Origin of the sequence: Nocardia australiensis (assembly GCF_020733705.1) — a bacterium.
In the GTDB taxonomy this organism is placed as follows: Bacteria; Actinomycetota; Actinomycetes; order Mycobacteriales; family Mycobacteriaceae; genus Nocardia; species Nocardia australiensis.
Map to the genome: position 1 here is coordinate 2749010 of NZ_JAJFZM010000001.1, position 12935 is coordinate 2761944.

At 65.5% G+C, this 12935-nt stretch carries 8 protein-coding genes; 7 read left to right on the forward strand and 1 reads right to left on the reverse strand.

Going from position 1 to position 12935, the window contains the following annotated elements; all coding sequences use genetic code 11:
* Window positions 1-84: 84 nt before the first annotated feature.
* Genes LKE06_RS12425 through LKE06_RS12435 form a run of 3 tightly spaced genes read left to right on the forward strand, consistent with a single transcriptional unit; the run spans window position 85 to window position 4456 of the window.
* Window positions 85-2913 carry a DEAD/DEAH box helicase gene (locus LKE06_RS12425; RefSeq protein ID WP_227998767.1) on the forward strand — a complete coding sequence of 943 codons (2829 nt, stop codon included), beginning with the start codon at window positions 85-87 and terminating at the stop codon, window positions 2911-2913.
* Window positions 2910-3677, forward strand: coding sequence for an SWIM zinc finger family protein (locus LKE06_RS12430; protein ID WP_227998768.1), 768 nt, complete (start codon window positions 2910-2912; stop codon window positions 3675-3677). Before LKE06_RS12425 ends, LKE06_RS12430 begins: the two co-directional genes overlap by 4 nt.
* Window positions 3674-4456: a helical backbone metal receptor gene (locus LKE06_RS12435; RefSeq protein WP_255648545.1), complete on the forward strand. Its 783-nt coding sequence runs from the start codon at window positions 3674-3676 to the stop codon at window positions 4454-4456. The genes LKE06_RS12430 and LKE06_RS12435 overlap by 4 nt, the downstream gene beginning before the upstream one ends.
* Window positions 4457-4674: 218 nt before the next feature.
* Here LKE06_RS12435 and icmF read toward each other — a convergent pair whose 3' ends face one another.
* Window positions 4675-7893, reverse strand: a complete 3219-nt coding sequence (icmF, locus tag LKE06_RS12440) for a fused isobutyryl-CoA mutase/GTPase IcmF (RefSeq protein ID WP_227998769.1) — start codon at window positions 7891-7893, stop codon at window positions 4675-4677.
* A gap of 431 nt (window positions 7894-8324) precedes the next feature.
* On the opposite strand from icmF, the gene LKE06_RS12445 reads away from it, so the two are divergent.
* From LKE06_RS12445 to mmsB, 4 genes are read left to right on the forward strand one after another with little or no spacing between them, the layout of a single operon-like run.
* Entirely contained in the window at window positions 8325-9824 is a 1500-nt protein-coding gene (locus tag LKE06_RS12445; protein ID WP_227998770.1) for a CoA-acylating methylmalonate-semialdehyde dehydrogenase, read from the forward strand.
* Window positions 9825-9834: 10 nt separating this feature from the next.
* Window positions 9835-10974 (forward strand): acyl-CoA dehydrogenase family protein, encoded by a 1140-nt coding sequence (locus tag LKE06_RS12450; protein ID WP_227998771.1) that lies wholly within the window; start codon window positions 9835-9837, stop codon window positions 10972-10974.
* Entirely contained in the window at window positions 10971-12041 is a 1071-nt protein-coding gene (locus LKE06_RS12455; RefSeq protein ID WP_227998772.1) for an enoyl-CoA hydratase/isomerase family protein, read from the forward strand. Before LKE06_RS12450 ends, LKE06_RS12455 begins: the two co-directional genes overlap by 4 nt.
* Window positions 12038-12934: a 3-hydroxyisobutyrate dehydrogenase gene (gene mmsB / locus LKE06_RS12460; RefSeq protein ID WP_227998773.1), complete on the forward strand. Its 897-nt coding sequence runs from the start codon at window positions 12038-12040 to the stop codon at window positions 12932-12934. The genes LKE06_RS12455 and mmsB overlap by 4 nt, the downstream gene beginning before the upstream one ends.
* Window position 12935 lies beyond the last annotated feature (1 nt).

Sequence of the window (12935 nt, forward strand, 5' to 3'; positions counted from 1 at the left end):
GAGGGGGCACTCGACGTTTGCCGCATCCAGGTACCGCTCGGCCGCCGGAATCGGGGTGTCGGCGGTGCCTGATTGGATGGGGTGATGCTGCACGGGTTATGGACGCTGGAATCGGGGTTGCTGCTGTGGCAGGAGCCGCCGGTTGTCGCGGTGCCCGAACCGTTGGGCGGGATTCTGGCGGGTTCGCGGTTCCGGCATCGGGCCGATGTGCTTGGTGCCGGGACGACTACCGAGCGGGTGCGTGCGCATGCGATGGCGCCTGCGGCCGCCGCTGTGGCATTGCGGCAACGGTTGCCGGTGGAGACGGTGTCGGGGGACTTGCGGTTTCTCGCTCATGTCGCGCACGGTGTCGAACGCTGGGTGCGGGCGGGGCGGATCGTGCCTGAGCTGCGTCGGGATGACGGTCAGTGGTGGGTGCGATGGCGGCTCGTCGGCGGGGAGCGACAGCGTGCCTGGCTCGCCGAATTGGCGGTCGCCATGCCCGCCGCGCTGCGCGTCGCGGGCAGGCCCGGCGCACTGCTGGACGATATGGTCGGCGAGCTCACCGATCCCATCGCCAGGCAACTGCTGGATCCGCCGCCCACGTCACATCCATTGATCGTGGCGCTGGTCGATGACGCCGCGCTCGACGGCGCGAGCTACCAACTGGCCGAGACGCTGGAGCGCTGGCGAGCAACGCTGACCGGCGACGAGCCGGAATTGGTGCTGCGGCTGCTCGAGCCGGACGGCGAGCTCGGCATCGAGGACGGATCGGTGGCCTTGTGGCGGCTGGAGGTGTGCCTGCAATCCGAGGGAGAGGCTCCGAATCCCGTTCCACTACACGGTGATTCGAGTCTTGTCCGCACTGCGGTGGAGAAGCTCGGTGCGGCGCAGCGCGCATATCCGCGGCTACGTGATCTCCCGGCCGACCCGCGTGCTCTCGACCTGCTGCTGCCGACCGAGGTTGTCGCCGACCTGGTCGCACACGGTGCGTACGCGCTGCGGTCGGAGGGGATTCGGCTGCTGCTGCCGCGAGCCTGGAACATCGCCGCCCCGACCATGCGCATGCGGGTCGACAGCGCCGTGCCCGCCGCCGAAAGCACCGTCGGGATGCGCGGACTCGTCTCCTACCGTTGGGAGCTCGCACTCGGCGACACAGTGCTTACCGCCGCCGAGATGCAGCGGCTGATCACCTCGAAATCCGATCTCGTGCGGTTGCGAGGCGAATGGGTGCAGGCCGACCACAAGGTGCTCGCCGCCGCCGCCCGCTACGTCGCCGCCCACACCGACGACACCGAACTCACCTTCGCCGACCTGATCGGCGAACTCGGCGCCGGCCACGTCGCGAAGGTGCCGATCACCGAGGTCACCGCGACCGGCTGGGCCGCCGAACTCCTCGATCACGCTCGCGAACCCGAGCCGGTGGCCGCGCCGATCGGGCTGAAAGCTCAGCTACGCCCCTACCAGGAACGAGGCCTGTCCTGGCTGGCCACCATGAGCCGATTGGGTTGCGGCGCAATCCTCGCCGACGATATGGGCCTCGGCAAAACCGTGCAGGTGCTCGCCCTCCTCGTGCATGAGCGCGAAGCCGGGGCCCTCTCACATCGTGAACCGGGCGACGACCGCGGCCAACCAAGTGTTATCGGGCCGACGTTATTGGTGTGTCCGATGTCGGTGGTGGGGAACTGGCAGCGAGAGACGGAGCGGTTTGCGCCGGATCTTCGGGTATGGGTTCATCATGGGGTCGGGCGGCTGGCGGGGCAGGAGTTGGATGCCGCGATCGCGGCGGCGGATCTGGTCATCACCACGTACGCGCTGCTGGCCAGGGACGCGGTCGAGCTGGGGCGCCAGCGGTGGGATCGCGTCGTGCTGGACGAGGCGCAGCACATCAAGAACGCGTCAACCAGGCAGGCGCGCGCGGCGCGATCATTGCCGGCGCGACATCGCTTGGCGCTCACCGGAACTCCGGTGGAGAATCGGCTGGAGGAATTGCGGTCGATCATGGATTACGCCAATCCGAAGCTGCTCGGCACGCCCCAGACCTTCCGTGCGCGTTTCGTGGTGCCCATCGAGCGCGAGCGCGACGAAAACGCCATCAGCCGCTTGCGGATGATCACCCAGCCGTTCGTGCTTCGCCGGGTGAAGACCGATCCCACCGTGATCAATGACCTGCCGGAGAAATTCGAAATGACGGTCCGGGCCAACCTGACCGTGGAGCAGGCCGCGCTGTATCAGGCGGTGGTCGACGACATGATGAATAAGATCAAGGATGCGAAAGGCATGGCACGCAAGGGTGCCGTGCTCGGCGCGCTGACCCGGCTGAAGCAGGTATGCAACCATCCGGTGCACTTCCTCGGGGATGGCTCCGGCGTGCTGCATCGCGGCAGCCATCGTTCCGGCAAGCTGGCGCTGGTGGAGGATGTGCTCGATTCGGTACTCGCAGACGGTGAAAAAGCCCTGCTGTTCACCCAGTTTCGGGAATTCGGCGATCTCATCGCACCGTACCTGATCGAGCGCTTCGGCACGCCGATTCCATTCCTGCACGGCGGCGTGCCCAAGAAGCGACGCGACGCCATGGTCACCGGTTTCCAAGAATCGGACGGACCGCCGCTAATGTTGTTGTCGCTCAAGGCAGGTGGCACCGGGCTCAACCTCACGGCCGCCAATCATGTTGTGCACCTGGATCGCTGGTGGAATCCGGCCGTGGAGAACCAGGCCACCGACCGTGCCTTTCGAATCGGGCAGCAGCGCAATGTGCAGGTGCGCAAACTGGTCTGCGTCGACACCATCGAGGAGCGGATCGACGAAATGATCAGCGGTAAAAGGCAGCTCGCCGATCTGGCGGTCGAGGCGGGCGAGAATTGGATCACCGAACTGAGCACCGACGACCTGCGCGAACTGTTCACCCTCGGTGCCGAGGCGGTGGGAGATTGAGCGCGTACACCGATTACAGCAAATTCGGCAAACGTCGCCCGGTGGCCGGCGGCGTCGAAGCACGCAGCCGCCGTGGTGGATTCGGGCGCACCTGGTGGGGTAAAGCGCTGATCGAGGCCGTGGAGGCCATGTCGGAGCCGGGCCGGTTGGCTCGCGGCCGCACCTATGCCAGGTCGGGACAGGTTGTCAGCTACCGGATCGTGCCGGGTGCGGCGACCGCGGAAGTACAGGGCAGCCAGCCGCGCCCGTTTACGGCGGTCTTCACCGTTCGGCCACTGCGCGACGAGGAACTGGCCCTGCTCATCGAGACCATCCGCACCGCCCCCGGCATGCTGGCCGAGATCGCCTCCGGTGCCCTGCCGACCGGGCTCGGACCGCATCTGCTGCCGACCACCGCGGCGGATCTGGATTTCACCTGCACCTGCCCGGACCCCGGCTGGCCGTGCAAGCATGTCGCCGCGTTGTGCTATCTACTGGCCGAACGTCTCGACGAGCGCCCCCGCGAAATCCTGACCCTGCGCGGCCTTGATCTCGACACGCTCATCGCTGGTATCGAACGCGACCCCAACCCCACCGAATCCGACGATCCCTACGGCGACCGAACCGAGCTGCCAAAACTTCCCAAGGTCGAATTCCATTCGGCGATGGATGATTTGGACCCTGTACTGCTGCGACGCGCATTACGGATGATTGCCGAGGACGAAACCATCGCCGCCACCGGGCTCCGGGAGCTCCGGGCCCTCTTCGAGGCGCTCGCGCCATGATCATGCGTAGTAGGCAGGCGATGGTGACCGACGATCTCGGCGCGCCCGTCGCGATCGGCAGGCCGCCGCGCCGGGTGGTCTCGCTGGTGCCGTCGTTGACCGAATCCGTGGCGGCTACCTGTCCGGAAATCCTTGTCGCCGTGACAGATTGGTGTACTCACCCGGATGATCTCGACTGCGAGCGCATTCGCGGGACGAAGAACCCGAACGTGCGCCGCATAATCGAGCTTGCCCCCGACCTGGTGCTGTGCAACCAGGAGGAGAACCGACGTATCGATGTCGAACGGCTGCGAAAGGCCGGAGTACCGGTGTGGGTCACCCGCATCGAAACGGTTCCCGAGGCCATTGCCTCGCTGACGCGCCTGTTCACCGAGGCGCTCGATGTCGATCCGCCGAAGTGGCTACGCGAAGCCGAATCCGCCTGGGCCGCCCCGCCGCCCGGGCGAACCCGCAATGCCGTCATTCCTATTTGGCGCAATCCGTGGATGGTGGTCGGCCGCAATACCTTTACCGAAGATCTTGCCGCTCGCCTCGGCCTGCGCCTGGTGCACGCGGACCGCCCCGACCGATATCCCCGGGTCACCGAGGCCGACCTGGTAACCGACGTCGAGGTGGCGGTCCTGCCCGATGAGCCATACGTTTTCACCGAAACCGACGGACCCGACGCCTTCCCCGGCATCCCTGTCGCCCTCGTCGAAGGACGCGCACTCACCTGGTACGGGCCCTCGCTGGCCACAGCCCGCGCCCAACTCACCGAGCAATTGAATCGCGCCCGCTAGGGTCGGCTCCATCCCATAACTTAACGGGACGTCCGCGACGACCGGTTCGGGTCACCGGTCCCGGTGATGCCCGTGAGGTCGCCGGTTCCGCTGGACGGGACGATGACGAAAGAAGGCGGTGGACCGGTCCGCGCCCGTCGCGGTGGCCGAATGGGCGCGCGCCTGGCTCGAAAATGGCTGCGCGACAACACTTCTCGGCGTCCTCGATTCCTGGGAGATCAGACGTTCCGGCGGTATTGCCCCCCGACCGCGAAAAACGCATCGGTGATCTGTTGCAGGGTGCAGACCCTGGCGGCATCCATGAGAACCTCGAAAATATTCGCGTCCGTGCGGGATACGGCATCAAGGCGGGCCAGCGCGGCGTGCGCCTCGTCATGGTGGCGGGCCTGGAAATCGCGGACGCGACGCAGCTGCGACTTCTTTTCCTCCTCGGTGCCGCGCGCGAGTTCGAGTTCGCGATGTGGTTCGCCGTGTGGATTGCGAAAGGTGTTGACTCCCACTATCGGCAGCGATCCGTCGTGCTTGCGACGCTCGTAGAGCATCGATTCGTCTTGAATACGACCGCGCTGGTACCCCGTTTCCATGGCGCCGAGCACGCCGCCGCGTTCACTTATTCGCTCGAACTCGGTGAGTACCGCCTCCTCCACCAAATCGGTGAGTTCGTCGATGATGAAGCTGCCCTGTAACGGGTTTTCGTTCATCGCGAGGCCCCACTCGCGATTGATGATCAGCTGGATTGCCAGCGCGCGGCGTACGGATTCCTCGGTGGGGGTGGTGACCGCCTCGTCGTATGCGTTGGTGTGCAGGCTATTGCAGTTGTCGTAGATGGCGATCAAAGCCTGGAGGGTGGTGCGAATGTCGTTGAAGTTCATCTCCTGTGCGTGCAGGGACCGTCCCGAGGTCTGAATGTGGTACTTCAGCTTCTGCGACCGGTCACCGGCACCGTAGCGGTCGCGCATGGCAATGGCCCAAATGCGCCGGGCGACGCGCCCGATCACCGAGTATTCGGGGTCCATACCGTTGGAGAAGAAGAACGACAGGTTCGGTGCGAATTCGTCGATGGCCATGCCGCGCGCGAGATATGCCTCCACATAGGTGAATCCGTTGGCAAGGGTGAAGGCCAGCTGGCTGATCGGATTCGCACCCGCCTCGGCGATGTGATAGCCGGAAATCGATACCGAGTAGAAGTTGCGAACGCCGTTGCGCACAAACCACTCTTGGATATCGGCCATCATGCGCAGGCTGAATTCGGTAGAGAAGATGCAGGTGTTCTGGCCCTGATCCTCCTTCAAGATATCGGCCTGCACGGTGCCACGGACCGTGGCGAGCGTCCGCGCACGGATCTCGGTGGCCTCGTTCTCGGTGGGCTCGCGACCCTCGGCCGCCGAGAAACGTTCCAGTGCTTTGTCGATCGCGGTATTGAGGAAGTACGCGAGCAGGGTCGGAGCGGGTCCATTGATGGTCATCGATACCGACGTGGTCGGCGCCGTGAGATCGAATCCGTCATACAGCGCCTTCATATCGTCCAGCGAGGCGATCGATACTCCGGAGGTGCCGACCTTGCCGTAAACGTCGGGTCGTTCGTCGGGGTCGCGTCCGTAGAGGGTGACCGAGTCGAAGGCGGTCGAAAGCCGTTTTGCCTCGGCGTGTTCGGAGAGCACCTTGAATCGCCGGTTGGTGCGGAACGGGTCACCCTCGCCCGCGAACATGCGTGCGGGATCCTCGTTATCGCGTTTGAACGCGAACACACCGGCGGTGAATGGAAAGTGACCGGGCAGATTCTCGGCGCGCAGAAACCGAAGCAGCTCACCGTGATCGGTGAATCGCGGCAGCGCCACTCGCGGAATACGGCTGCCCGACAACGATTCCCGGCGCAGCGCGGTGCGGATCTCGCGATCTCGCACTCGCACCACCCGCTCCGCACCCCGGTATCCTTCGGCGACGCCGGGCCAGTCGGCGAGCAGCGTGGCGTTCTGCGCGGTCAGTTCGGTGCGCGCCTGACCGAGCAGGTTCGCCACCGCGGCATCGTCGGGGATTTCGGCGAGGACCTGCTCGAAACGCTGAACTCGTTGCGCGGCAAGGGTTTGGCGTTCGGTATCGGCGTGATAAACACGCACTGTTTCGGCGATTTCGGCCAGGTAGCGCACCCGGGCAGGCGGGATGATCTGGGCGAACCGGGTGGAGGCCCGGGTGTCGACATGCGGCAGCGCGCCGCGTTCCAGCCGCAGACCCCGTGCGCCGAGCGACTCGGTGAGATGTTGATACAGCGCGGTTACGCCGTCGTCGTTGAATGTCGCCGCGCTGGTCCCGAATATCGGCATGTCTTCCGGACTGGCGCCGAACGCTTCGCGATTGCGCAACAGCTGACGCGCGACATCGCGCATAGCATCCGCGCCGCCGCGGCGTTCGAACTTATTGATCGCCACCACATCCGCGAAATCGAGCATGTCGATCTTCTCGAGTTGGGAGGCCGCGCCGAATTCGGGTGTCATCACATACATCGACACATCCACGTGGTCGACGATCGCCGCGTCGCCCTGGCCGATGCCGGGTGTCTCCAGCACCACCAGGTCATAGCCCGCAGCCTGGCAGGCCGCGATCATGACGTCGATGTTCTGTGGCAGTTCATGATTGCCACGGGTGGCCAGCGAGCGGAAGAAGATGTGATCGCCGTCCAGGGCGTTCATCCGGATGCGGTCGCCGAGCAGCGCACCGCCACCTCGGCGTCGGGTCGGATCGACCGCGAGAATCGCCACCCGCACCTTGTCCTGCTGATCCGACCGCAGGCGGCGCACCAATTCATCGGTGAGCGAAGACTTTCCGGAGCCACCGGTGCCGGTGATGCCGAGCACCGGCACCGATCGGGTCGCCGCCGCGGCGGTAAGGGTGTCGCGATCGGCGGCGGGCAAGTTGTCCGATTGCAGGCAGGTGATGGCCCTTGCCAGCGCGGTCCGGTCGCCCGCGAGGAGCGCGTCGGTCGGCGGAGGATCGGTCGACAGATCGACATCGCACGCGCGCACCAGCTCGTTGATCATGCCCGGCAGCCCGAGTCGCTGTCCGTCCTCGGGCGAGAAGATGGTAACGCCGGATTCGGCGAGCCGCGCGATCTCCTCGGCGACGATAACGCCGCCACCGCCGCCGAAAATGCGGACCTGCCCGGCTCCGGCCGCACGCAGCGCGGTGGCCAGATATTCGAAGTACTCGATGTGCCCGCCCTGATACGAGCTGATCGCCACCCCTTGTGCGTCCTCCTCGACCACAGCGTCGACCACCTCATGCACCGAGCGGTTGTGACCGAGATGAATCACCTCCGCACCCTGGGATTGCAGAATGCGGCGCATGATGTTGATCGCGGCGTCGTGCCCGTCGAACAGAGCGGCCGAGGTTACCAAGCGAACGGGATGGACGGGCGTATGAAGCGCGATGCGATCGGCCACGAGATCCTCCGAGAGTCCTTCTGGCGCCCGATACTAGGACGTCAAACTAATCTTACGGTGATCCCGGTCACACCGCCAGGATTCTCTCGGCCTTTCGGCGGCTGCGTTTCCGTTTGCGCACGCGGATTCCGCCCCGCTCAACGGCCTGTTCGCGGTTGCGTCGGGTGTCCGCGTGAATGGGGCGGTCTCCGGCGGCTTTCTTTCGGGCGATCCTGCTGACCGATGATGCGGGAGTGCGAACGCCGCTCGATCTCGTGCACGCGTCCCGGAGCGGTGGTCGAATCGCGTCCCCAACTCTGGGCGGGTTTCTCGGCAGTGGTGTGCGCCACACCTTTGTCTGTGTCATGGATTTACTTGGACATCCAACTATAGGATGACCGTAAATCGAGCGTGGAGTTCCACGCCGCCGCTGTCGACACCTGAGGACTGGCATGGTTCGCGAACTCACACATTTCATCGGGGGACAACACGTCGCAGGCGGCTCCGGCAAGTTCGGCGACGTTTTCGATCCCAACCTCGGCGAGGTGCAGGCGCGGGTGCCGCTGGCCAGCAAAACCGAGGTCGAGGCGGTCATCGCGAACGCCGCCGAGGCGCAGCAGGTGTGGGCGGCGTTCAACCCGCAGAAGCGGGCACGGGTGCTGATGAAGTTCCTGAGCCTGGTACAGGACGAGATGGATTCGCTGGCGGCGCTGCTTTCGAGCGAACACGGCAAGACCATCCCGGACGCCAAGGGCGACATCCAGCGCGGCCTCGAGGTGATCGAATTCGCCACCGGCATCCCGCACCTGCTCAAGGGTGAGTACACCGAGGGCGCGGGCACCGGCATCGACGTCTACTCGATGCGGCAGCCGCTCGGCGTCGTCGCGGGTATCACCCCTTTCAACTTCCCAGCGATGATCCCGTTGTGGAAGGCCGGTCCGGCACTGGCATGCGGAAACGCGTTCGTGCTCAAGCCTTCCGAACGCGACCCATCAGTGCCGCTGCGGCTGGCCGAGCTGTTCCTGGAAGCCGGGCTGCCCGCCGGTGTGTTCAATGTGGTCAACGGCGACAAGGAAGCAGTCGACACGCTGCTGCACGACCCGCGCGTCAAGGCGATCGGGTTCGTCGGGTCGACCCCGATCGCGCAGTACATCTACGAGACCGCGACGGCGAATGGCAAGCGCGCCCAGTGTTTCGGTGGCGCCAAAAACCACGCGATCGTGATGCCGGACGCGGACCTCGACGATGTCGCCGACCAGTTGATCGGTGCCGGTTACGGTTCGGCGGGCGAGCGCTGCATGGCGATCTCGGTCGCGGTCCCGATCGGTGCGGAGACCGCCGATCGGCTGGTCGCCAAGCTCACCGAGCGGGTGCACAAGCTCAATATCGGTCGCTCCGATGACCCGGGCGTCGACCTCGGGCCGCTGGTCGGCCAGGACGGCGTGAACCGCGTCAACAACTACGTTCAGATCGGCGTCGATGAGGGGGCCGATCTGGTGGTGGACGGGCGCGGCCTGACCGTCGAAGGTGCCGAGAACGGCTACTTCGTCGGCGCATCGCTGTTCGACAATGTGACGGCGGAGATGCGGATCTATCAGGAAGAGATCTTCGGCCCGGTCCTCAGCGTGGTCCGCGCCAAGGACTATGAAGAGGGTCTGCGCCTGGCCAATGAGCACGAATACGGCAATGGTGTAGCGATTTTCACGCGCGACGGCGACACCGCCCGCGACTTCGCCGCCCGCGTCCAGGTCGGCATGATCGGCATCAATGTGCCGATCCCGGTGCCGATCGCGTACTACACCTTCGGCGGCTGGAAGCGTTCCGGCTTCGGCGACCTCAACCAGCACGGCCCCGACTCGATCCGCTTCTACACCAAGACCAAGACGGTGACGCAGCGCTGGCCTTCGGGCTTGAAAGAGAGCAATGCGTTCGTCATCCCCACGATGGACTGAGGCCGCGACCATGTTCACACTCGACGACGACGAACGGGCGATAGCCGACACCGCCCGCTCCTTTGCCGACGAGCTATTGGCCCCCAACGCCCTCGAATGGGATGAGCAGAAGCACTTTCCGGTCGATGCGGTGCGCAAGGCGGGCTCGCTCGGTATGGGCGGCATCTATGTAGGTGAAGACGTGGGCGGCTCCGGGCTACGCAGGCTCGACGCGGTGCGCATCTTCGAGCAGCTGTCCACCGGCTGCCCGGCCATCGCGGCCTACATCTCCATCCACAACATGGTGTCGTGGATGATCGATAGCTACGGCAATGAGGAGCAACGCAACCACTGGTTGCCTCGGCTCACCTCGATGGAGTGGCTCGGCAGTTACGCGTTGACCGAGCCCGGTGTCGGATCCGACGCGGCCGCGTTGAGTACCAAGGCAATTCGCGACGGTGATGACTACCTGCTCACCGGGGTGAAACAATTCATCTCCGGCGCGGGCAGCACCGATGTGTATGTGGTGATGGCGCGCACCGGCGATGCGGGTGCCCGTGGCATCTCGGCGTTCATCGTGCCGGCCGACGCGCCGGGAATCTCCTTCGGCGCCAACGAGAAGAAGATGGGCTGGAACGCGCAGCCCACCCGTCAGGTGATCCTGGACGCGGTCCGGGTGCCAGCCGCCAATCGACTCGGTGTGGAGGGCAACGGTTTTCGAATCGCTATGAACGGGCTCAACGGTGGACGTCTGAATATCGCGGCCTGCTCGCTCGGCGGTGGCCAGGCGGCACTGGACAAAACGGTGTCCTACCTGGGGGAGCGCAAGGCGTTCGGCGCGCGGTTGCTGGACAACACCGCACTGCAATTCCAGCTCGCCGATATGCGCACCTCCCTGGAGGCGGCACGGACCCTGCTGTGGCGGGCCGCGGCGGCACTGGATGCGAACGCCGATGACAAGGTCGAACTGTGTGCCATGGCAAAGCGATTCGCGACCGACGCCGGATTCGAGGTGGCCAACAAGGCGCTGCAACTGCATGGCGGCTACGGCTACCTGGCCGAATACGGCGTCGAGAAGATCGTCCGTGATCTGCGGGTACATCAGATTCTCGAAGGAACAAACGAGATCATGCGGGTGGTCGTCGCCCGCGCGGTGGTAGGAGCGGCATGAGCAGCGAACCCGGCATCCTGATCGACAAACGCGACGGGCTCGGCCTGATCACGCTGAACCGGCCCAAGGCGATCAACGCGCTCAATCATGAGATGGCCCTTGCCATATTGGGTGCCCTGCGCGAGTGGGCGCACGACGATGACGTGCGCACGGTAGTGGTCACCGGGGCGGGTGAGCGCGGACTGTGCGCAGGCGGCGACATCGTCGCGATACACGACGACGCCAAGAACGGTGGCGACGGCGCCGGTTGCGCGACCGCCGCGTTCTGGCGCGACGAATACATCCTCAACGCGCTGATCGGCCGCTACACCAAGCCCTATGTCGTGGTGATGGACGGCATCGTGATGGGCGGCGGTGTCGGCATTTCCGGGCACGGCAGCCACCGCATCGTCACCGAGCGTTCCAAGATCGGCATGCCCGAGGTTGGCATCGGCTTCGTTCCCGACGTGGGCGGCACCTATCTGCTGGCCCACACCCCCGGCGAACTCGGCACGCACGTCGCGCTGACCACGGCCCGGATGAGCGCGGGAGACGCCATCGCCGCGGGCTTCGCCGACTATTACGTGCCCTCGGAAAGCATTCCGGCACTGCTGGATACGCTGCGCACCGAGACCGCCGATATCGCGATCGCCAAATTCGCCACCGATGCGCCGGGATCCGAGCTCCTGGCCAATCAGAACTGGATCGACGCCTGCTACAGCGCGGATTCGGTCGAGGAGATCATCGCGCGCCTACAGGCGAACCCGGCGCCGGAGGCGGCCAAGGCGGCGACCGATGTGCTCGGCAAATCGCCTGTCGCGCTGAAGGTTACGCTGCGGTCGCTGCGTGCGGCCCGCGCCGCTTCGAGCCTGGAGGCGGTGCTGAACGAGGAGTACCGGGTTTCGGTTGCCGCCCTGAGCTCGCATGATCTGGTCGAGGGGATTCGCGCACAGGTCATCGACAAGGACCGCAACCCGCAGTGGTCTCCGGCGACACTTGCCGAGGTCACCGCGGCGCGGGTTGACGCGTACTTCGCCGAATTAGGCGAGCGCGAACTGGGTTTGACGATTCCGGAGGAGCAGCAGTGAGTAAGAAGATCGGATTCCTCGGCCTCGGACATATGGGCGGGCCGATGGCAGCGAACCTGATACGGGCGGGCCATGACGTCCTCGCCTTCGATCCCGTGCCCGCCGCGCGGGAACAGGCGCGCGAGGACGGCGCCACGATCGTCGACACCGCCGCCGCTGCCGCGATCGACCGCGATGTCGTCATCACCATGCTGCCCAACGGCAAACTCGTCCTCGATGTCTACGCCGAGTTGCTCCCGGCCGCCGCTCCGGAAACATTGTTCATCGACTGCTCCACCATCGACGTTGCCGACGCGAAGGCTGCCGCCGAACTGGCGGTGGGCGCGGGCCACCGGCCGCTGGACGCCCCGGTCTCCGGTGGTGTCGCCGGTGCGGCGGCGGGCACGTTGACGTTCATGGTCGGCGGTGGCGAGGCCGAGTTCGCCGACGCGCTCGACGTGCTCGAGGTGATGGGCGGCAAAGTCGTGCACTGCGGCGGGGCCGGGGTTGGCCAGGCCGCGAAGATTTGCAACAACATGCTGCTCGGCGTCTCGATGGTCGCGTTGTCCGAGGCGCTGGTGCTCGGTGAGAAGCTGGGCCTGAGCCACCAGTCGTTCTTCGATGTGGTCTCCACCGCCTCGGGGCAGAGTTGGGCGCTGACCAGTTACTGTCCGGTGCCGGGCCCGGTGCCCACGAGCCCCGCCAACAACGACTATCAGCCCGGTTTCGCCACCGCGCTGATGAACAAGGACCTCGGCCTTGCCGCGAACGCATTGCGCGACAATGGCGTTGACGGACGTTTCGGCCTGCTGGCCGCGGAGACCTACAGCCGCTTCAACCAGACGGACGCGGCCCGGGACTTCTCCGCTATCGTCACCGATATCCGTAACCGTTCCGACCAAGAGGGTGCTTAAA